Origin of the sequence: Streptomyces sp. NPDC085937 (assembly GCF_044540535.1) — a bacterium.
Lineage (GTDB): Bacteria > Actinomycetota > Actinomycetes > Streptomycetales > Streptomycetaceae > Streptomyces.
The window spans coordinates 47324-67289 of sequence record NZ_JBITSH010000021.1 but is presented as its reverse complement, the minus strand read 5'-3'; the positions used below and the strand labels follow the sequence as shown (position 1 = coordinate 67289).

Genomic DNA, 19966 nt, shown 5'->3' with positions numbered 1-19966 from the left:
GGGATGTCCACGGGTTGAGGACTTCCACGTATCGGATGACGGGAGGCTGGACGTGACGCGCGGAGGACAGGGGCTGGCCCGGGTGGCCGTCGTCGTGCGGGCCGGGGCGGCGCCGCTGTGGTGGCTGGGAATCGCCGCCGCCGGCATCGGGGTGTTCGTACCAGGACCGACCGGGCGCCGGATCGGGGTGCTCGGGGGAGCCGCGCTGTTCATCGTGGCCGCGGCCCTGGTGGCGTGGACCCGGCGGGGCCGCTACCGCGCGCTGGCCCGTTCGGCGGCCCGCGCGGGCCGGCACGACGTGCTGCAGGACCGTGCAGTGACCGTGCGCAACTGGCGCCGGGCGCACCGCTGGTGGCTGCTGCTCGCCTTCCTCGCCGCGCTCGGCTCGGCGTTCGCGGCACCGGCGGCCGCCGGTCTGCTGCTCGCCGGGTGCGGTGCGGGGCTGTGGCTGAAGGCGGCGTGGATCGGCCGGCTGGAACGGGACGACGACGTGCTGCTGTGGGTGCGTGTCGACTGGCTGCGCGCGGGGGCGGGACGGCCCGCCGGCCGGGCGGTCAAGGCCTACCGCAGCACGGGCATCGCGGCAGGCGACGCGGCCCCGGGCGGCGCCCGCCGCCGCCTCACGACAGCGGCGTAGGCGAAACCGGGGGCGGGGCAGCCGCACCCCGGATTCTCGCGGGCGCGCACGCGGTGCCGACGGGGGGGGCGGGCGGAGGTCCGCCCCCTTACCCGTCACGCCGGAGGTGTGGCTGCCAGGGTTGTCAGGGCGTCCGTGTGGGCCGCGCCTGATTCGGTGACGATCTCCTCGACCGGCTGGGCCGGGCGTACCGTCGCGAACGTGACGCCGCCCGCCCCGTCCGGGGCGAACCCGAGGACGGCGGGCCGGGGCAGCGAGTTGTACGCGTAGTGGTGCGCGAAGTAGTACGCACCCGTGTCCAGCGCCGCCGCGTAGTCCCCCTGCTCCAGCAGCGGCAGCTCCTGCCCCTGCGCCAGCAGGTCGCCCGCGAAGCAGGCGGGCCCCGCCACGTCCTGCACCACCGCCGGCCCCTCCTTGGGGCGCCCCTTCGGGTCGTACGCGGCGATCCGCAGCGGCCACGACCCCGGCGCGTACACCGTCCGCGTCGCCACCTGCACACCCGCGTGGGTCACCGCGACCGGCCGCCCGCCCGCGCTCTTGGCGTACTCCACGCGCGCGACCACCGTGCCGTGCTTGGCCAGCAGCGACCGGCCGAACTCGGTGACCAGCCCGTACCGCGCGTCGAACAGCCCCGGCACCGTCTCCTTCAGCAGCCGCGCGTACTCCGCGTAGGTCGGGCGGGTCTCCTCGGAGGCGAAGTTCACCGGCAGTCCGCCGCCGATGTCGAGGGTGTCGACCTGGCGCCGCCCCGCCCGCCGGTTGATCTCCTCCGCCAGCTCGTACGTCTCGGCGACCCCGCGCGCCATCATCGACAGGGCGATGCCCTGCGAGCCGGTGTGCGCGTGCAGCCGGGTCAGCCACGGCCGGTCCAGGTACGCCCGGACCACCCACTCGCGCGCCCCTTCGTCACGCAGCGCCACACCGAACTTCGAGGTCGCCGTGGCCGTCGACAGCGCCTCGATGGAACCGCCGCCCACCTGCGGGTTGACCCGGATACCCAGGGGGGAGCGGGGGTCCGCGCCGGCGACCAGGGCGTCGAGGCGCGCCAGCTCCTGCGGGTTGTCCGCGTTGACGGCGATGCCCAGCGCCAGCGCCTCCCGCAGCTCGGCGAGCGTCTTGGCCGGGGAGTCCAGGACCGTGCGCTCCGGCTGCACGCCCGCCGCGCGCGCCAGCGCCAGCTCACCCGGGCTGGCCACCTCCGCGCCGATGCCCTCCGCGCGCAGCAGCCGCAGCACCGGCACCAGCGGGCTCGCCTTCACCGCGAAGGCGTGCAGCACCGGCGTCCCCGGCGCGGTCACCTCCTCGAAGGCCGCCCGCAGCGCGGCCGCCGATTCCCGGATGCCGGTGACGTCCAGCAGCGCCACGAGCGGCACGTCGTCGTCGAGCAGCCCCTGCTCCACGGCCGCCCGCACCGCCGCGTGCCGCCGCCGGGCCGCCCCGCCCGTCACGTCGTCGGTGCCGTCGTTGGTCTGTTCGGTGTTCGCACGCATGCGTCCAGCCAAACATCCTCCGCCCCGGACCGACGACACACCCCCGGTATTGACTAGTTCTATTCATCTCGTGAGGATATGAATATCCGCAGACGTCGTCGGCACCCTGGAGGCACAAGATGTCCGGACCACGCCCCGTGCGAGCGCCGCGCGGCACCGAGCTGAGCGCCTTGGGCTGGCAGCAGGAGGCCGCCCTGCGGATGCTGCAGAACAACCTCGACCCGGAGGTCGCCGAGCACCCCGACAAGCTCGTCGTCTACGGCGGCACCGGCAAGGCGGCCCGCGACTGGCGGTCCTTCGACGCCATGGTCCGCACACTGAGGACCCTCAAGCAGGACGAGACGATGCTCGTCCAGTCCGGCCGCCCGGTCGGCGTCATGCAGACCCACGAGTGGGCGCCGCGCGTCCTCCTCGCCAACTCCAACCTCGTCGGCGACTGGGCGAACTGGGAGGAGTTCCGCCGCCTGGAGGCCCTCGGCCTCACCATGTACGGGCAGATGACCGCCGGCTCCTGGATCTACATCGGCACCCAGGGCATCCTCCAGGGCACCTACGAGACCTTCGCCGCCGTCGCCGCGAAGCGGTTCGGCGGCACCCTGGCCGGCACCATCACCCTCACCGCCGGACTCGGCGGCATGGGCGGCGCCCAGCCGCTCGCGGTCACCATGAACGACGGCGTCGCGATCTGCGTCGACTGCGACCCGCGCGCCATCGACCGCCGCATCGAGCACCGCTACCTCGACGTGAAGGCCGACTCCCTCGACCACGCGCTGCGGCTGGCCGTCGAGGCCCGCGACAAGCGCGAGCCGCTGTCCGTCGGCGTCCTCGGCAACGCCGCCGAGCTGGTCCCGCAACTGCTCGCCATGGGCGCGCCCATCGACATCGTTACCGACCAGACCTCCGCCCACGACCCGCTGGCCTACCTGCCCGCCGGGACCGCCTTCGAGGACATGGCCGACGCCGCCGCCAAGGACCCGGCCGGCTTCACCACGCGCGCCCGCGAGTCGATGGCCCGGCACGTCGAGGCGATGGTCGGCTTCCAGGACGCCGGCGCCGAGGTGTTCGACTACGGCAACTCCATCCGCGGCGAGGCCCAGCTCGCGGGCTACGACCGGGCGTTCGCCTTCCCCGGCTTCGTCCCCGCCTACATCCGCCCGCTGTTCTGCGAGGGCAAGGGCCCCTTCCGCTGGGCCGCGCTGTCCGGCGACCCCGCCGACATCGCCAGGACCGACAAGGCGATCCTCGACCTCTTCCCGGAGAACGAGTCCCTCGCCCGCTGGATCAAGCTGGCCGGGGAGCGGGTCCACTTCCAGGGCCTGCCCGCCCGCATCTGCTGGCTCGGCTACGGCGAGCGCGACAGGGCCGGCGAGCGCTTCAACGACATGGTGGCGAGCGGCGAGCTGTCCGCGCCGGTCGTCATCGGCCGGGACCACCTGGACTGCGGGTCCGTGGCCTCCCCCTACCGGGAGACCGAGGCCATGCTGGACGGGTCCGACGCCATCGCCGACTGGCCGCTGCTCAACGCCATGGTGAACGTGGCCTCGGGTGCCTCCTGGGTGTCCCTGCACCACGGCGGCGGCGTCGGCATGGGGCGGTCGATCCACGCCGGACAGGTGACCGTGGCCGACGGCACCGCGCTGGCCGGCGAGAAGATCCGGCGGGTGCTCACCAACGACCCCGGGATGGGCGTCATCCGTCACGTCGACGCGGGCTACGACATCGCGGAGTCGGTGGCGGACGAGCGCGGCGTGCGGGTGCCCATGAGCGAGGGCGACCCGGCATGACCGACCGCGCGCACGCCACCCCGCAGGCGCCCCCACGGCCCGCGTCCGAGGGCGACTCCTTCCACGAGATGTGGCGGCAGCTGCTGCCCGTCGGACGGAACTCGGCCTCCGGTGGCTACCGCAGGTTCGCCTGGACCGGCGCCGACGCCGACTGCCGGGACTGGTTCCGCGAGCAGGCCCGCCGCCGCGGCCTGGCCTACGAGGTGGACCGCAACGGCAACCAGTGGGCCTGGCTCGGCGACCCGGCCGCCGGGGACGCCGTGGTCACCGGGTCGCACCTGGACTCCGTGCCCGACGGCGGGGCCTTCGACGGTCCCCTCGGCGTGGTCTCCGCCTTCGCCGCCCTCGACGAACTGCGCCGCCGGGGCGTACGCCCGGTCAGGCCGCTCGGTGTCGTCAACTTCGGGGACGAGGAGGGCGCCCGCTTCGGGCTCGCCTGCGTCGGCTCCCGGCTCACCGCGGGCGCGCTCACCGTGGAGCAGGCCCACCGGCTCACCGACGCCGACGGCATCACCCTCCCGCAGGCCATGGAGGCCGCAGGGCACGACCCCGACGCCATCGGCCCCGACCCCGTACGGCTGTCCCGCATCGGGGCCTTCGTGGAACTCCACGTCGAGCAGGGCCGGGCGCTGGACCTGACCGGCGACCCGGTGGGCGTCGCGTCCGCCATCTGGCCGCACGGCCGCTGGCGGTTCGACTTCCGCGGCGAGGCCAACCACGCCGGCACCACCCGCCTCACCGACCGGCACGACCCGATGCTGCCGTACGCCGAGACCGTCCTCGCCGCCCGCCGTGAGGCCGAACGCGCGGGCGCCGTCGCCACCTTCGGCAAGCTCGCCGTCGAACCCAACGGCGTCAACGCCGTGCCCTCCCTGGTGCGCGGCTGGCTCGACTCCCGCGCCGCCGACCAGGAGCGGCTGGACCTCGTGGTCGGCGGGGTGGAACGGGCCGCCCGCGCGCACGCCGCCGCCCACGGCGTCCATCTCGACGTCGAACGCGAGTCCTTCACCCCCGTCGTCGAGTTCGACCACGCCCTGCGCGACGCACTCGCCCGCATCCTGGGCACCGCCGCCGGCCTGAAGGTGCCCGTCCTCGGCACCGGCGCCGGACACGACGCCGGAATCCTCTCGGGGCGCGTCCCGGCCGCCATGCTGTTCGTACGCAACCCCACCGGCGTCTCGCACTCCCCGGCCGAGTCCGCCACCGAGGACGACTGCGCGGCCGGGGTTCTCGCCCTCGCCGACGTACTGGAAGGACTGGCCGCCCCGTGACCGCCACCCCGCGGACGTACTGGCTGGAGCACGCCTGGCTCGGCACCCATGTCGAGCCGGGCGTCGCCGTCGACGTGACGGAAGGACGCATCGCCGCCGTCCGCACCGACACCCCCGCACCGCCGCCCGGCGCCGAGATCCTGCGCGGACTGACCCTCCCCGGACTGGCGAACGCCCACAGCCACGCCTTCCACCGCGCCCTGCGCTCCACCGTCCAGGTCGGCTCCGGCACCTTCTGGACCTGGCGCGAGATCATGTACGCCACGGCCGAGCGGCTCACCCCGGACCGCTACCACGCCCTCGCCCGGGCCGTGTACGCGGAGATGGCGCTGGCCGGCATCACCACCGTCGGCGAGTTCCACTACGTGCACCACGCGCCCGGCGGCACGCCCTACGCCGACCCCAACGCCATGGGGGAGGCGCTCCTCGCGGCCGCCGCCGAGGCCGGCATCCGCATCACCCTCCTCGACGCCGCCTACCTCTCCTCCGGCTTCGGCCGCCCGCCCACCGCGCACCAGCTCCGCTTCTCCGACGGCGACGCGGACGCCTGGGCCGCACGCTCCTCACTTCTCAAGGAGCGGGAGCACGCGCGGATCGGCGCGGCCGTGCACTCCGTACGGGCCGTGCCCGCCGAGCAGCTGTCGACCGTGGCGCGCTGGGCCGAGGAACGGCGGGCCCCGCTGCACGTGCACCTGTCCGAGCAGACCGCCGAGAACGACGCCTGCCGGGAGGCGCACGGCTGCACCCCCGCCCAACTGCTCGCCCTGCACGGTGTGCTGGGTCCGCGCACCACCGGCGTGCACAACACCCACCTCACCGCCGAGGACGTCTCACTGATCGGCGGCAGCGGCACCGGCACCTGCATGTGCCCCACCACCGAACGCGACCTCGCGGACGGCATCGGACCCGCCGTGGCCCTGCAGAACGAGGGTTCCCCGCTCAGCCTCGGCTCCGACAGCCATGCCGTCGTCGACCTGTTCGAGGAGGCGCGCGCGATGGAGCTGAACGAGCGTCTGCGCACCCGCACCCGGGGCCACTGGACGGCCGCGGCCCTGCTGCGCGCCGCCACCGCCGACGGGCACGCGGCGCTCGGCTGGGACGACACCGGCACCATCGAGGCCGGGGCGCGCGCCGACCTCACCACCGTCGCGCTTGACTCGGTCAGGACAGCGGGGCCGCTGCCCAGGCTGGGCGCCGAGACGGCCGTATTCGCGGCGACGGCCGCCGATGTGCGGCACACGCTCGTGGCGGGCCGGCACGTGGTGCGCGACGGGGCGCACACACTGGTCCCCGACGTGCCCGGAGCCCTCGCGCAGGCAGTCCAGGCACTGCGCGCCTGACGACCCATGAGGACACCATGAGCGCCACGGTCATCACCAACATCGCCACGCTGGTCACCAACGACCCCTCCCTCCACGGCTCGGACCCGCTCGGCCTGCTCCGCGACGCGGCCGTCGTCGTCGAGGACGACCGCGTCGTGTGGACCGGTGCTTCCAGCCAAGCACCCGCCACTGACAACCGGGTCGACGCCGGCGGCCGCGCGGTCCTGCCGGGATTCGTCGACTCGCACTCCCACCTGGTGTTCGCCGGGGACCGCACCGAGGAGTTCAACGCCCGCATGTCGGGCCGCCCGTACAGCGCCGGCGGCATCCGCACCACCGTCGCCGCGACCCGGGCGGCGGACGACGCGGAGCTGGAGGCCACCCTCACCCGCCACCTCGCGGAGGCGCTGCGCCAGGGCACCACGACCTTCGAGACCAAGTCCGGCTACGGCCTGACCGTCGAGGACGAGGCCCGCGCCCTGCGGCTGGCCGCCCGCCACACCGACGAGGTCACCTACCTCGGCGCGCACATCGTGGCCCCCGAGTACGCGGACGACCCGGCGGGTTACGTGACCCTGGTCACCGGGGAGATGCTGGACGCCTGCGCGCCGCACGCCCGCTGGATCGACGTCTTCTGCGAGAAGGGGGCCTTCGACGGCGACCAGGCCCGCGCGATCCTCACCGCCGGCAAGGCCAAGGGCCTGCACCCGCGGATCCACGCCAACCAGCTCTCGTACGGCCCCGGCGTGCGGCTGGCCGTCGAGCTGGACGCGGCCAGCGCCGACCACTGCACACACCTCACCGACGCGGACGTGGACGCGCTGGCGAGCGGCGCGACCGTCGCCACGCTGCTGCCCGGCGCCGAGTTCTCCACCCGGGCCGCCTGGCCGGACGCCCGGCGGCTGCTGGACGCGGGGGTCACCGTGGCGCTGTCCACCGACTGCAACCCCGGGTCGTCCTTCACCTCGTCGGTGCCGTTCTGCGTCGCGCTCGCCGTGCGGGACATGGGGATGACGCCCGACGAGGCCGTCTGGTCGGCCACGGCGGGCGGTGCGGCGGCCCTGCGGCGCACCGACGTCGGGCGCCTCGTCCCGGGCGCGTACGCGGACCTGGTCCTGCTCGACGCCCCCAGCCACGTCCACCTCGCCTACCGGCCGGGCGTCCCGCTCGTCACGGGCGTCTGGTGGCGGGGCGTACGGGTGGTCTGAGGGGGACTGAGGTCGTCCGACCCGGTTCTCCGGCCCGGTTCCGGGCCGCAGCGGCGTACGGATGTGTCAGGCGTCACAGCGCCGGACAGGGGGCGGCCCGGAAACGGGCCGCCCCCTGTCCGGGCGAGCGTCGGGCGGGGAGGGTCACTCCTCGACCGTGAGCCCCTTGCGCAGCTTCACCAGCGTCCGGGACAGCAGACGGGAGACGTGCATCTGGGAGATGCCGAGCTCCTCGCCGATCTCCGACTGGGTCATGCCCGCCACGAAGCGCAGCGAGAGGATCTTGCGGTCGCGCGAGGGGAGTTCGGCGATCAGCGGCTTCAAGGACTCGATGTACTCGATGCCTTCGAGTCCGTGGTCCTCGTAGCCGATCCGGTCCGCCAGCGCGCCCTCGGCGTCGTCCTCCTCGGGCTGGGCGTCCAGCGAGGAGGCGGTGTAGGCGTTGGACGCCGCCATGCCCTCGACGACCTCGTCGCTGGTGATGCCCAGACGGTCCGCCAGCTCGGCCACTGTCGGCGCGCGGTCGAGCTGCTGGGCGAGTTCGTCACCGGCCTTGGCCAGGTCGAGCCGCAGCTCCTGCAGCCGGCGCGGCACGCGCACGGACCACGAGGTGTCGCGGAAGAAGCGCTTGATCTCACCGATGATGGTCGGCATCGCGAAGGTGGGGAACTCCACACCGCGCGTGTGCTCGAAGCGGTCGATCGCCTTGATCAGGCCGACGGTGCCGACCTGGATGATGTCCTCCATGGGCTCGCTGCGCGAGCGGAACCGGGAGGCGGCGAACTTGACCAGGGCGAGGTTCAGTTCGACGAGTGTGTTGCGTACGTAGGAGTACTCGTGCGTGCCTTCGTCGAGCGACTCCAGGCGCTCGAAGAGGGTCTTGGACAGAGCCCGCGCGTCCACCGGGCCCACCTCGTCGTACGGGGGGATCTCCGGCAGTCCGGCGAGTAGGCCGTCCGCGACGACCTCCAGGTCGTCCTGCTCGATGGGATCCAGATGTTCCGGAGGGGGTGTCGACGTCGCTTGACGGGTAGGCGATGCGTCGAGCCGGGGTGACATGATGTCCTCCATCGTTCTCGGCATATGGCTGCCGAAGCCGATACGTGCACTGCGGTGTGCGGCGCCTCCAAAGCCGGCCGTGGTCGGGTACGGGTCTTTACTAGCCCTATCGGCTACTCGGAGCATGCCGCAAGTGCGTTCTGTTCGCTTATGTCCGTTTGTGCGTGATTGTTAGAGTGTCGATGCATGGCCGGAAGGCGTAATGTTCGAGGGCGTCAGGAACAGCCACGACCTCGGGAGAGAGAGACGGCATGGACCGCGGGACGGTCGGCAGCGCACAGTCGGGCCGGCTTCTGGTCGAGGTGCGAGAAGAGGGCCCCAGTGCCGTCGTGACCCCGGCGGGTGAGTTGGACCATCACACCGCCGATCTGTTGCGGGAGCCACTGGAGGACTGCCTCGCCAAGGGTTTCAAGCGGCTCGTCATCGACTGCTCCCGGCTGGAGTTCTGTGACTCCACGGGGCTGAACGTGCTGCTCGGTGCCCGGCTCAAGGCCGAGGCGGCCGGAGGTGGTGTGCATCTCGCCGGGATGCAGCCCGTTGTCGCGCGTGTGTTTGAAATTACGGGGGCGGACGCGGTGTTCGCCGTCCACGACACGCTCGAGGCGGCCCTGGCCGACGATTCGGCGTGACACGGGCGGGCAGGCCCGGCGGGGTGCTCGTGCGGTTCCCGTCGGCCGACGGGCTTCCCCGGCGCGTTTTTTCGTGCGAACACGGGGGTGTTCAGGCGGTCGGCTCGGGCAGGAGACACCCTGAACGTCCCGGACGCGGTGGTCGGGAGGGTGCCGAGAACCATTCGGGCCGTCCGCGCGTGACTGACCGAGTACGGAAGATTTTGCATTGTGAACTGGTGACACGGTGAGGTGAAGCGCTGATGAGCACCACCCGGCCCTACTCGCCGGGCGACCGCGGTCCGGAGCCCAGCGGTGCTTCCGGGACGCCCGGGGGCGCTGCACCGATCGGGGGCGCCCAGGACGGCGGTGTGGCTGTGCCGACGGCCCCGGAGCCGGCTCCTGGGCCGGCCGGTGACGCCCAGGTCCGCCGGCTGAGCTTCGAGGACCAGAGCGGTGTCGTGCCGCTCGCGCGGGACTTCACCCGGCAGGCGCTGTACGACTGGGGCTGGCTGCCCGCGGACACCGCGGACCGGCGGGCCGCCGCCGAGGACGTCCTGCTCGTCGTCTCCGAGCTGGTCACCAACGCGTGCCTGCACGCGGAGGGGCCGGACCTGATGACGATCACCTGCGACCGCAAAGTGATCCGGATCGAGGTCACCGACCGGGGCACGGGCCAGCCGTCACCGCGCACGCCGCACCGGGCGGGGCGGCCGGGGGGACACGGCATGTTCATCGTCCAGCGCCTCTGCCTGGACTGGGGCGTCGTCCGCTCCGCGGACGTGGCGGGCAAGACGGTCTGGGCCGAACTCGGCACCCCGTCGTAACCCGGGCCACCGCCCGGACCCCGGTCGCGCCCCACGCGGGCCGGCCGCGGGCCCGCGAGTCCGGCCCGGCGCAACGGCGGCGGGCCGCATGACGAGCAGCGCGCGGATCCCACGCGTCGCAGTCCGACGGCAGCGGCGGGCGGTGGCCGCGTACAGCGGCGGGTCCCCTGTACGGCCCTGAGACCGCCGCACACAGCACCTCCCGCCCGCGTACGCCCTGCCCCGCCCTCCGGGCCCTCAGCCCCCGCCTGAGCGCCTCCTCACCCCGCCCGACGCGCCCTGACAGCAACGACACAACCGGGCGCCCAGCCCCCTGATGCCACCGGCCCCGGCACCCCGAGCGTCCCGGCTCCCGCCGTCGCGCTCCGGCGACTCCCGCCACCGCGCCCGGCGCCCGTAAGCCACCCGCCGAGGGACGGCAGCTCCCGCGGCATCCCGTCGCCGCACCATGGCGCCCGCACGCGCCCGCCCCGGGCCTGCCCCACCCGTACCCGGGGTTCCAGGGCGCGGTCTCAGCTCCGGCAGCAGGCCGCCGCCGAGGCCCTCGACGCGGGGCGCCCCTGCACCCGTCCCGCTCCACGCCGGGGTGCTCCCCGTCCAGTGGCCCGAGGTGATGGCCTCGGTGGCGTGCCCGCCTCCGCCTCCGTCCCGCGCTCGGGAGGCGGAGGCGGGGCGCCCCCTGCCGCTCCGCCCCGCGCCCGCCCGCAACCGGCCCGCGCCCCAGGCGCACCACTCGCGCCCCGGCGCACCGCCCCCCGTACGCGCGGAGGGCCCCGCAGCTACTGAGCTGCGGGGCCCTCCGTCGAGTGGGGGTGCGGGTTACGGGCGGGTCAGCGGACGTCGCCCATCAGGGACTTCACCTTGTTGCGGTACATCCAGACCGCGATACCCGCCACGACGGCGAGCGTCGCCTCCAGGGCGACGATGCCCGTCCTGTTCAGGTCGACGCCGGCGATGGACAGCAGACCGGTCGTCGCGTCACCGGCGGTGACGGCGAGGAACCAGACGCCCATCATCTGCGAGGCGTACTTCGCGGGCGCCATCTTCGTGGTGACCGACAGGCCGACCGGGGAGAGCAGCAGCTCACCGACGGTCTGGACGAAGTAGATCGCCACCAGCCACAGCGCCGCCGCCTTGTGGCCGCCCTCGGCGATCGACAGCGGGGCCAGGAACAGGAAGAAGGAGACACCGACCAGCACCAGGCCGGACGAGAACTTCACGATCGTGCTCGGCTCCTTGCCGCGCCGGTTCAGCGCGAGCCAGATCCAGGCGAAGACCGGGGCCAGAGCCATGATCAGGACCGGGTTGACCGACTGGTACCAGGAGACCGGGAAGTCCCAGCCCAGCACGCTGTTCTCGGCCGACGAGTCGGCGAAGATCGACAGGGTCGAGCCACCCTGGTCGTAGATCATCCAGAAGATCGCGGCGGCGACGAAGAACCAGATGTACGCGGACATCTTCGACTGCTCGGTGCGGTCCAGGTCCTTGTCGCGCTTGATCCGGGCCAGCACCATCACCGGGATGATCACACCGAGCAGGGTCAGCGGGACCAGGACCCAGTTCAGGGTGTAGTGGCCGGAGAAGCCGAGGATCGCGTACGCGACGACGGCGATGCCCGCCCACAGCGCGGCCTTGCGCAGCGTGGACGCCTTCTCCTCGGCCGACAGCGGCTTCGGGACGACGCTGGACTGCGCGTCCAGGTGACGGCTGCCCAGCAGGAACTGCGTGACGCCCAGACCCATGCCGACCGCGGCGAGCGCGAAGCCCAGGTGCCAGTTGACGCTCTCACCGATGGTGCCGATGATCAGCGGCGCGGCGAAGGCACCGAGGTTGATGCCCATGTAGAAGACGGTGAAGCCGCCGTCCCGGCGCGGGTCGTCCGGGCCCTTGTAGAGCTGGCCGACCATCGTGGAGATGTTGGCCTTCAGCAGACCGGAGCCGATCGCGACGAGCCCGAGGCCCGCGTAGAAGGTGCCCGAGTTGGGCAGGGCCAGCGTCAGGTGGCCCAGCATGATGATGCCGCCGGCGACGGCGACGGTCTTGCGGGGGCCCCAGACCCGGTCACCGAACCAGCCGCCCGGCATGGCGAGCAGGTACACCAGGGAGAGGTACACCGAGTAGATGGCGGTGGCGGTGCCCGCGCTCAGACCGAGTCCGCCCGGCGCGACGAGGTACAGCGGGAGCAGGGCCCTCATGCCGTAGTAGGAGAAACGCTCCCACATCTCGGTCATGAAGAGAGTGGCCAGTCCGCGGGGGTGGCCGAAGAAGGTCTTCTCGGATCCGGGGGTGCCCGGGGAGACCGAGTCCTTCGTCAGGCTGGACGCCATGGTCGTTCCTTGCTGTCGGGACGCGTCGCGCGAGGAGCGGGTACGCGCCCGGTGGGGGGCTGGCCGGCACCGGCAGGCCGTACCGTCCGCCCCACGCCCGGGGGGTGCCGCTCCGGATCACGGAGCGACGGACGGCGACCACCGGGATCCACACCTCCGCCGTGCGTCGACGCGCGGTGAAGGCCCGGCCACAGGTCATTGCTTCGGGGCCGGTACGACATACCGGCCCGCACACAAAAGAGACCTTCAGCGTCAACTGCCGCCAAAGGTCCCCACGGTGCAACAGGCGTTGATTCACCATACGGCAGGACAGTGCCGGATATGGAAGGACTTGAGACGTGAATCACAGGTTGCAAGACGCCTTGATCACCCATTCGAAGGCCCTACCCAGCATCGCACCCCACACCCTCAGGTCCGTACCAGGGCTTGCGGAGGTGAGAAACGGGTGAGGCGACGGTAAGAACCGAGCCGGGCGATCACACCCCTGCGGCCCGACCGGCGGGTCTACCATCATCGGCATGACCCGTGTACTGCTCGCCGAGGACGACGCGTCCATCTCGGAGCCGCTGGCCCGCGCCCTGCGCCGGGAGGGCTACGAAGTCGAGGTGCGTGAGGACGGACCCGGCGCACTGGACGCCGGAATGCAGGGCGGCGTCGACCTGGTCGTGCTGGACCTCGGACTGCCGGGCATGGACGGCCTGGAGGTCGCCCGCCGGCTCCGCGCCGGGGGGCACACGATCCCCCTGCTGATCCTCACCGCGCGCGCCGACGAGGTGGACACGGTCGTCGGCCTGGACGCGGGCGCCGACGACTACGTCACCAAGCCGTTCCGGCTCGCCGAACTGCTGGCCCGGGTGCGGGCCTTGCTCCGGCGCGGCGCGGCCGAGCCGCAGCAGCCGCCGGCCACCCACGGGGTGCGCATCGACGTCGAGTCGCACCGGGCGTGGATGGGCGACGAGGAGCTGCAGCTCACCGCCAAGGAGTTCGACCTGCTGCGGGTTCTGGTGCGCGACGCGGGCCGGGTCGTCACCCGCGACCAGCTCATGCGCGAGGTCTGGGACACCACCTGGTGGTCCTCCACCAAGACCCTCGACATGCACATCTCCTGGCTGCGCAAGAAGCTCGGCGACGACGCGGCCAACCCCCGCTACATCGCCACCGTGCGCGGCGTGGGCTTCCGTTTCGAGAAGAGCTGAACCCCGCCGGGGTTCCGCCACCGGGTAAGAGAACATGCGCCGCCGTCTGATCCAGTCCACGCTCGCCGTGGTGCTCGTCGTGATCGCCGTCTTCGGCGTCTCGCTGGTGATCGTCGAGACCCGCACCATCACCGAGACCGCCAAGGAGCGCGTGGAGTCCGAGGCGGTGCGGCTGGCGAGCATCGTCGACAGTCGGCTGCTCGTCGAGGACAAGGTCACCGCCGGGATCCTCGCCGACCAGGTCACCGAGGACCGTTACGCCGTCGTCCGGATCCCCGGCAAGCCGCCCATCGAGCTCGGCTCCCGTCCGGACGGCGACGTCATCAGCGCCACGGCACCCGGCGAGGAGGGCGAGACGGTCACCGTGCAGGAGCCGCGCTCCTCGGTGACCCAGGAGGTCGCCCGCACCCTCCTGATCATCGGCCTGGTGGCGCTCCTCGCGGTGATCGCGGCGGTGCTGCTGGCGATCCGGCAGGCCAACCGCCTCGCCTCGCCGCTGACCGACCTCGCGGAGACCGCCGAGCGCCTCGGCTCCGGCGACCCGCGCCCCCGCCACCGCCGCTACGGCGTCCCGGAGCTGGACCGGGTCGCCGACGTGCTGGACGCCTCCGCCGAGCGCATCGCCCGCATGCTGACCGCCGAGCGGCGCCTGGCGGCCGACGCCTCCCACCAACTGCGCACCCCGCTCACCGCGCTGTCGATGCGCCTGGAGGAGATCACCCTCACCGACGACCCGGACACGGTGAAGGAGGAGGCGACCATCGCGCTCGCGCAGGTGGAGCGGCTGACGGACGTGGTGGAGCGGCTGCTGACCAACTCCCGGGATCCGCGCACGGGCTCCGCCGTCACCTTCGACCTCGACGAGGTGATCAAGCAGCAGCTCGCGGAGTGGCGCCCCGCCTACCGCAGCGCGGGCCGGGCCATCGTCACCTCCGGCAAGCGGGAGCTGCGGGCGGTGGGCACACCGGGGGCGGTCGCCCAGGTACTGGCCGCGCTGATCGAGAACTCGCTGATGCACGGCGGCGGCACGGTCGCCCTGCGCACCCGCGTCACCGGCAACCAGATCGTCGTGGAGGTCACCGACGAGGGGCCGGGCGTCCCCGCCGAGCTGGGCTCGCGGATCTTCGAACGGGCGATCAGCGGCCGCAACTCCACCGGCATCGGCCTCGCGGTCGCCCGGGACCTGGCGGAGGCGGACGGCGGCCGGCTGGAGATGCTCCAGGCCAATCCGGCCGTCTTCGGTCTGTTCCTCTCCAGCACGCCCCCGCGGAAGGACCCGGACGAGGAGAACCGCAGGACGGTGCGCTGAGCCGGACCCGGCCTACGGCACCCGCTGCCGAGCCCGGTCACCGGTGACCGGCGCCGAGCCGGCCACGGGCACGTCCCGCCCCGGCAGCGCACGGAACACCCACGTGCGGTAGGACCAGAAGCGGAACAGCGTGGCGACGCCGATGCCGACGAACTTGAAGATGTTGCTCTGCAGCGAGCTGTCCCAGCCGAAGCCGTACGTCGCGGTGTAGAGCACGCCGTTCTCGATCACCAGGCCGATGACGCTGAACAGCAGGAACAGCGACATCTCGCGGGTGCGGCGGGACTTGTCGCGGTCGCGGTAGGTGAAGTACCGGAACCCCACGTAGTTGAAGACGATCGCCACGACGGTGGCGATCACGCTCGCCCGGACCACCGGGAGATCGGACGCCTGCCGGACCAGATTGAACACACCGAGGTTGACCAGAACCCCGGCTCCCCCCACCGCGCCGAACTTGGCCACCTCACGGAAGAGCCGCCGAAGCCCCGAGGAACCTCGTTCCATCGCCCACAGGCTCCTGTCGGTAGAAGTGCGTCAACTCCGCCATGCTAACCACCAGCAGGCGCGATCTTCCTGCGGACGCCGTGCTCCGTCCGCCCCAGGTGCCCCGTGCGTCCCGCGCGGAGGGCGGGAATCGGCCACCCTGGCGCGGGCGGATACCCTGGGGGACGTGACGTTCCCGGTAGTCGGCATGGTCGGCGGTGGCCAGCTCGCTCGTATGACACACGAGGCGGGCATCCCGCTCGGCATCAGGTTCAAGCTCCTCAGTGACACCCCGCAGGACTCAGCGGCCCAGGTGGTGAGCGATGTCGTCGTCGGCGACTACCGCGACCTGGACACGCTGCGCGCCTTCGCGCGCGGCTGCGACGTGATCACCTTCGACCACGAGCACGTGCCCACCGAGCACCTCAGGGCCCTGGAGGCCGACGGCATCCCCGTCCGCCCCGGCCCCGACGCGCTCGTGCACGCCCAGGACAAGGGGGTGATGCGCGAGAAGCTCGACGCGATCGGCGTGCCCTGCCCGCGGCACCGCATCGTCTCCGGGCCCGAGGACGTGGCCGCGTTCGCGGCGGAGGGCGAAGGCTTCCCCGTCGTCCTGAAGACGGTTCGCGGCGGCTACGACGGCAAGGGCGTGTGGGTCGTCCGCACCGTCGAGGAGGCCGCCGAGCCGTTCAAGGCCGGCGTCCCCGTCCTCGCCGAGGAGAAGGTCGACTTCGTGCGCGAGCTGGCCGCCAACGTGGTCCGCTCCCCGCACGGCCAGGCCGTGGCCTACCCGGCGGTGGAGTCGCAGCAGGTGAACGGCGTCTGCGACACCGTGATCGCGCCCGCCCCCGCCCTCGACGAGGACCTCGCGCTGCGGGCCGAGGAGATGGCGCTGAACATCGCCAAGGAGCTCGGTGTCGTCGGCCACCTCGCGGTGGAGCTGTTCCAGACCCGCGACGGCCGCATCCTGGTCAACGAACTCGCGATGCGCCCGCACAACTCCGGTCACTGGTCCATGGACGGCGCGATCACCTCGCAGTTCGCCAACCACGTCCGCGCCGTGCTCGATCTGCCGCTCGGCGACCCGCGCCCGCGCGCGAAGTGGACCGTCATGGTCAACGTGCTCGGCGGTGACTACCCGGACATGTACTCCGCGTACCTGCACTGCATGGCCCGCGACCCCCAGCTGAAGATCCACATGTACGGCAAGGACGTGAAGCCCGGCCGCAAGGTCGGTCACGTGAACACCTACGGCGACGACCTGGACGACGTGCTGGAACGCGCCCGTCACGCAGCCGGCTACCTGAGAGGCACGATCACCGAATGAGCCCGGTTGTAGGCATTGTCATGGGGTCCGACTCCGACTGGCCCGTCATGGAGGCGGCGGCCAAGGCCCTCGACGAGTTCGAGATCGCCTACGAGGTCGACGTCGTCTCCGCGCACCGCATGCCCCGCGAGATGATCGCGTACGGCGAGCAGGCCGCCGACCGCGGGCTGAAGGCGATCATCGCGGGCGCGGGCGGCGCCGCCCACCTGCCCGGCATGCTCGCCTCGGTGACCCCGCTGCCCGTCATCGGTGTGCCCGTGCCGCTGAAGTACCTCGACGGCATGGACTCGTTGCTGTCGATCGTGCAGATGCCCGCCGGTGTGCCGGTCGCCACCGTCTCCGTGGCCGGCGCGCGCAACGCCGGTCTGCTCGCGGCCCGCATCCTCGCCGCCCACGACGAGGAACTCCTCGGCCGTATGAAGGAGTTCCAGCAGGAGCTGAACGACCAGGCGACCGAGAAGGGCAAGCGGCTGAAGGCGAAGGCCGAGGGCTCCGGCGCCGGCTTCGGCTTCGGCAAGTGAGCGGGGTGGGCGGCATGACATCCCTGGACGAAGCCCGCGCGCTGCTCGCCGAGTTCCCCGTCGTCGACGGGCACAACGACCTGCCCTGGGCGCTGCGCGAACAGGTCACCTACGACCTCGACGCCCGCGACATCTCCGCCGACCAGTCCGCACACCTCCACACCGACATCCCCCGGCTGCGCGCCGGCGGCGTGGGCGCGCAGTTCTGGTCGGTGTACGTCCGCGCCGACGCCCCCGACCCGGTCCCGGCCACCCTGGAACAGATCGACTGCGTACGGCAGTTGGCGGCCCGTCATCCGCGGGACCTGGCGCTTGCGCTGACCGCCGCCGACATGGAGGCCGCGCGCCGCGAGGGCCGTATCGCCTCCCTCATGGGGGCGGAGGGCGGTCACTCCATCGCCAACTCCCTCGGCACCCTGCGCGGGCTGTACGACCTCGGCGTGCGCTACCTGACCCTCACCCACAACTTCAACGTGGCGTGGGCGGACTCGGCGACCGACGAGCCCGCCGTGGGCGGCCTGTCGGCGTTCGGCCACGAGGTGGTGCGGGAGATGAACCGCCTCGGCATGCTGGTCGACCTCTCCCACGTCGCCGCCACGACCATGAGGGACGCGCTCGACACCAGCACCGCGCCGGTGATCTTCTCCCACTCCTCCGCCCGCGCGGTCTGCGACCACCCGCGCAACATCCCCGACGACGTGCTGGAGCGGCTGCCCGCCAACGGCGGCATCGCGATGGTGACGTTCGTGCCGAAGTTCGTGCTCCAGGCCGCCGTCGACTGGACGTCCGCCGCCGACGAGAACCTCCGCGCGCACGGCTTCCACCACCTCGACACCAGCCCCGAGGCGATGAAGCTGCACCGCGCCTTCGAGGAGAGCCGCCCGCGGCCCGTCGCCACGGTGTCCACCGTCGCCGACCACCTCGACCACATGCGCGAGGTCGCCGGCATCGACCACCTCGGCATCGGCGGCGACTACGACGGCACGGCCTTCACCCCCGACGGCCTCGACGACGTCTCCGGCTACCCCCGGCTGATCGCCGAGCTGCTGGACCGAGGCTGGTCCCGGGCCGACCTGTCCAAGCTGACCTGGCAGAACGCGGTCCGGGTGCTGGGCGCCGCCGAGGACGTGGCCCGCGACCTGCGGGCGACGCGCGCGCCGTCCAACGCTCGCATCGAGGCGCTGGACGGCTGACCGGCGGACGCGGCGCGGGGGCGGGCGGCCCGTCTTACCCCGAACGCCGCGTTCACCAGGAAGCCCGTGGGTGCTCCGTGCGACGGTGACCGTACCGCCGAGGTCACGACGTACGGAGCCCCGTGATGGCCGATCTCCAGGACGACCTGCATCCCGCCGCCGAGGTCGGCCGTGTCGACGAGCCGTTCCCGCAGGAGGCGGTGGTCGTCGGGCCGGAGGAGTACCGGCCCGTCTCCGACCCGGACGACGACCCTTTGTACCGCGCCCGGGCCGTCCTCGCCGCCCACCCCGTCGCCGACGGCTACAGCGGGCTGCCCTGGGCGCTGCGCGGACTGCCCTGGTACGACCTCGACCTCGGGGAGAGCGCCGTCGACGCGGACGTGCCCCGGCTGCGCAGGGGGCAGGTCGGCGCCGTCTTCTGGGCGCTGCACCTGCCCGAGGGACACGACGGCGACCGGGCCCTGACCACCACCCTGGAACAGCTGGACCTGGCGCAGGCGGTCGTCGCCGGCCACGACGAGGACCTGCGCCCCGCCCGCACCGCCGGGGAGTTCGTGGACGCCCGGAACTGCGGCCGGGTCGCCGTGCTGTTCGGACCGGCCGGGGCGCCCGCACTCGGCGATTCCCTGAGCGTCCTGCGGGCGCTGCACGCCCTCGGCCTGCGGGTGCTCACCCTGACCGGCACCTCATGGGCCGGTCCCGCCGGGCTCACCCGGTTCGGCGAGGAGGTCGTGCGTGAGATGAACCGGATCGGCATGGTCGCCGACCTCTCCCACGCCTCCACCCCGACGATCCGCCGGGCCCTCACCGTGTCCAAGGCGCCCGTGCTGTTCAGCCGGTCCGCAGCCCGTGACCTGCGCCCGCACCCGGCCAACCTGCCCGACGACCTGCTCACCGCGGTGGGCGAGGCCAAGGGCCTGTGCCTGGTGCCGCTGACCGCCGAGCAGGCGGGCCCGACCGTCCGGGACGTCGCCGACCACCTCGACCACGTCCGTACCCTCGCCGGCCCGGACTGCGTCGGCCTGTCCGGCACCTACGACACCGGAAGCGCCCACCCGCAGGAACTGAGCGACCCGTCGTGCTATCCGAGGCTGATCGCCGAGCTGCTGCGGCGGGGCTGGGACGAGGCCGACGTCGCCCTGCTGACCTGGGGCAACGTCCAGCGGGTGCTGCGCGCCGCGGCCTTCACCGCGCACACCGCGCAGCAGCGCCGCCCGCCGTCGACGGCGACGGTCACCGCCCTCGACGGCTGAGGCGCTGCCCGGACGCGGCCAGCCCCGGAGGTCCCGCACCCGCCCCCAGGGGCGCGGGGAACTGCGCGACCAGCCACAAACCACCCGCACCCGCCCCCCCGGGGGCGCGGGGAACTGCGCGACCAGCCACGGAGGTCCCGCACCCGCCCCC

Annotated in this window: 17 protein-coding genes; 13 read left to right on the top strand and 4 right to left on the bottom strand. The window is 72.9% G+C overall.

Annotated elements, in window-relative coordinates; genetic code table 11:
• The first annotated feature begins 52 nt into the window (after positions 1–52).
• The gene (locus ACIF8S_RS31055) at positions 53–637 is read left to right on the top strand and encodes a hypothetical protein (RefSeq protein ID WP_400003605.1); all 585 of its coding nucleotides are present in this window, start codon (positions 53–55) and stop codon (positions 635–637) included.
• 95 nt (positions 638–732) lie between these two features.
• Here ACIF8S_RS31055 and ACIF8S_RS31050 read toward each other — a convergent pair whose 3' ends face one another.
• Positions 733–2127, bottom strand: coding sequence for a diaminopimelate decarboxylase (locus tag ACIF8S_RS31050; protein WP_400003603.1), 1395 nt, complete (start codon positions 2125–2127; stop codon positions 733–735).
• 119 nt (positions 2128–2246) lie between these two features.
• Here ACIF8S_RS31050 and hutU point away from each other — a divergent pair, with 119 nt between their 5' ends.
• The 4 genes from hutU to hutI are packed head-to-tail and all read left to right on the top strand — an operon-like array spanning position 2247 to position 7712.
• The gene (gene hutU, locus ACIF8S_RS31045) at positions 2247–3911 is read left to right on the top strand and encodes a urocanate hydratase (RefSeq protein WP_400003601.1); all 1665 of its coding nucleotides are present in this window, start codon (positions 2247–2249) and stop codon (positions 3909–3911) included.
• Positions 3908–5182, top strand: coding sequence for an allantoate amidohydrolase (locus ACIF8S_RS31040; RefSeq protein ID WP_400003599.1), 1275 nt, complete (start codon positions 3908–3910; stop codon positions 5180–5182). The genes hutU and ACIF8S_RS31040 overlap by 4 nt, the downstream gene beginning before the upstream one ends.
• Positions 5179–6522 (top strand): formimidoylglutamate deiminase, encoded by a 1344-nt coding sequence (locus ACIF8S_RS31035; RefSeq protein ID WP_400003597.1) that lies wholly within the window; start codon positions 5179–5181, stop codon positions 6520–6522. The genes ACIF8S_RS31040 and ACIF8S_RS31035 overlap by 4 nt, the downstream gene beginning before the upstream one ends.
• Positions 6523–6539: 17 nt before the next feature.
• Positions 6540–7712, top strand: coding sequence for an imidazolonepropionase (hutI, locus tag ACIF8S_RS31030; RefSeq protein ID WP_400003596.1), 1173 nt, complete (start codon positions 6540–6542; stop codon positions 7710–7712).
• 144 nt (positions 7713–7856) lie between these two features.
• Here the strand turns inward: hutI and ACIF8S_RS31025 are convergent, their stop codons facing one another.
• Positions 7857–8771: an RNA polymerase sigma factor SigF gene (locus tag ACIF8S_RS31025; protein WP_400003647.1), complete on the bottom strand. Its 915-nt coding sequence runs from the start codon at positions 8769–8771 to the stop codon at positions 7857–7859.
• 251 nt (positions 8772–9022) lie between these two features.
• Between ACIF8S_RS31025 and ACIF8S_RS31020 the strand changes: the two genes are divergently transcribed.
• Entirely contained in the window at positions 9023–9400 is a 378-nt protein-coding gene (locus tag ACIF8S_RS31020; RefSeq protein ID WP_024886489.1) for an STAS domain-containing protein, read from the top strand.
• A 242-nt stretch (positions 9401–9642) separates the two neighbouring features.
• The gene (locus ACIF8S_RS31015; protein ID WP_400003594.1) at positions 9643–10206 is read left to right on the top strand and encodes an ATP-binding protein; all 564 of its coding nucleotides are present in this window, start codon (positions 9643–9645) and stop codon (positions 10204–10206) included.
• An 830-nt stretch (positions 10207–11036) separates the two neighbouring features.
• On the opposite strand, the gene ACIF8S_RS31010 is transcribed toward ACIF8S_RS31015, so the two are convergent.
• On the bottom strand, positions 11037–12533 hold the full coding sequence (locus tag ACIF8S_RS31010) for an oligopeptide:H+ symporter (protein ID WP_400003592.1): 1497 nt from the start codon (positions 12531–12533) through the stop codon (positions 11037–11039).
• A gap of 518 nt (positions 12534–13051) precedes the next feature.
• Here ACIF8S_RS31010 and ACIF8S_RS31005 point away from each other — a divergent pair.
• Entirely contained in the window at positions 13052–13729 is a 678-nt protein-coding gene (locus ACIF8S_RS31005; RefSeq protein WP_349791738.1) for a response regulator transcription factor, read from the top strand.
• 34 nt (positions 13730–13763) lie between these two features.
• Positions 13764–15038, top strand: coding sequence for an ATP-binding protein (locus ACIF8S_RS31000; protein WP_349791739.1), 1275 nt, complete (start codon positions 13764–13766; stop codon positions 15036–15038).
• Positions 15039–15050: 12 nt separating this feature from the next.
• Here the strand turns inward: ACIF8S_RS31000 and ACIF8S_RS30995 are convergent, their stop codons facing one another.
• Positions 15051–15542 carry a GtrA family protein gene (locus tag ACIF8S_RS30995; protein ID WP_400003590.1) on the bottom strand — a complete coding sequence of 164 codons (492 nt, stop codon included), beginning with the start codon at positions 15540–15542 and terminating at the stop codon, positions 15051–15053.
• 166 nt (positions 15543–15708) lie between these two features.
• Between ACIF8S_RS30995 and ACIF8S_RS30990 the strand changes: the two genes are divergently transcribed.
• The 4 genes from ACIF8S_RS30990 to ACIF8S_RS30975 all read left to right on the top strand — a co-directional run bounded on the left by ACIF8S_RS30990 (position 15709) and on the right by ACIF8S_RS30975 (position 19815).
• Positions 15709–16848, top strand: coding sequence for a 5-(carboxyamino)imidazole ribonucleotide synthase (locus ACIF8S_RS30990; RefSeq protein WP_400003588.1), 1140 nt, complete (start codon positions 15709–15711; stop codon positions 16846–16848).
• The gene (purE, locus tag ACIF8S_RS30985) at positions 16845–17369 is read left to right on the top strand and encodes a 5-(carboxyamino)imidazole ribonucleotide mutase (RefSeq protein WP_349791745.1); all 525 of its coding nucleotides are present in this window, start codon (positions 16845–16847) and stop codon (positions 17367–17369) included. Before ACIF8S_RS30990 ends, purE begins: the two co-directional genes overlap by 4 nt.
• Before the next feature lie 14 nt (positions 17370–17383).
• Positions 17384–18562, top strand: a complete 1179-nt coding sequence (locus ACIF8S_RS30980; protein WP_349791747.1) for a dipeptidase — start codon at positions 17384–17386, stop codon at positions 18560–18562.
• A gap of 125 nt (positions 18563–18687) precedes the next feature.
• Positions 18688–19815, top strand: coding sequence for a dipeptidase (locus ACIF8S_RS30975; RefSeq protein ID WP_400003586.1), 1128 nt, complete (start codon positions 18688–18690; stop codon positions 19813–19815).
• Positions 19816–19966 lie beyond the last annotated feature (151 nt).

Coding starts and splice junctions, on each gene's coding strand:
- ACIF8S_RS31050 (WP_400003603.1), bottom strand. CDS start 2,127: ATGCGTGCGAACACCGAACAGACCAACGACGGCACCGACGACGTGACG.
- hutU (WP_400003601.1), top strand. CDS start 2,247: ATGTCCGGACCACGCCCCGTGCGAGCGCCGCGCGGCACCGAGCTGAGC.
- ACIF8S_RS31040 (WP_400003599.1), top strand. CDS start 3,908: ATGACCGACCGCGCGCACGCCACCCCGCAGGCGCCCCCACGGCCCGCG.
- hutI (WP_400003596.1), top strand. CDS start 6,540: ATGAGCGCCACGGTCATCACCAACATCGCCACGCTGGTCACCAACGAC.
- ACIF8S_RS31025 (WP_400003647.1), bottom strand. CDS start 8,771: ATGTCACCCCGGCTCGACGCATCGCCTACCCGTCAAGCGACGTCGACA.
- ACIF8S_RS31020 (WP_024886489.1), top strand. CDS start 9,023: ATGGACCGCGGGACGGTCGGCAGCGCACAGTCGGGCCGGCTTCTGGTC.
- ACIF8S_RS31015 (WP_400003594.1), top strand. CDS start 9,643: ATGAGCACCACCCGGCCCTACTCGCCGGGCGACCGCGGTCCGGAGCCC.
- ACIF8S_RS31010 (WP_400003592.1), bottom strand. CDS start 12,533: ATGGCGTCCAGCCTGACGAAGGACTCGGTCTCCCCGGGCACCCCCGGA.
- ACIF8S_RS31005 (WP_349791738.1), top strand. CDS start 13,052: ATGACCCGTGTACTGCTCGCCGAGGACGACGCGTCCATCTCGGAGCCG.
- ACIF8S_RS31000 (WP_349791739.1), top strand. CDS start 13,764: ATGCGCCGCCGTCTGATCCAGTCCACGCTCGCCGTGGTGCTCGTCGTG.
- ACIF8S_RS30995 (WP_400003590.1), bottom strand. CDS start 15,542: ATGGAACGAGGTTCCTCGGGGCTTCGGCGGCTCTTCCGTGAGGTGGCC.
- purE (WP_349791745.1), top strand. CDS start 16,845: ATGAGCCCGGTTGTAGGCATTGTCATGGGGTCCGACTCCGACTGGCCC.
- ACIF8S_RS30980 (WP_349791747.1), top strand. CDS start 17,384: ATGACATCCCTGGACGAAGCCCGCGCGCTGCTCGCCGAGTTCCCCGTC.
- ACIF8S_RS30975 (WP_400003586.1), top strand. CDS start 18,688: ATGGCCGATCTCCAGGACGACCTGCATCCCGCCGCCGAGGTCGGCCGT.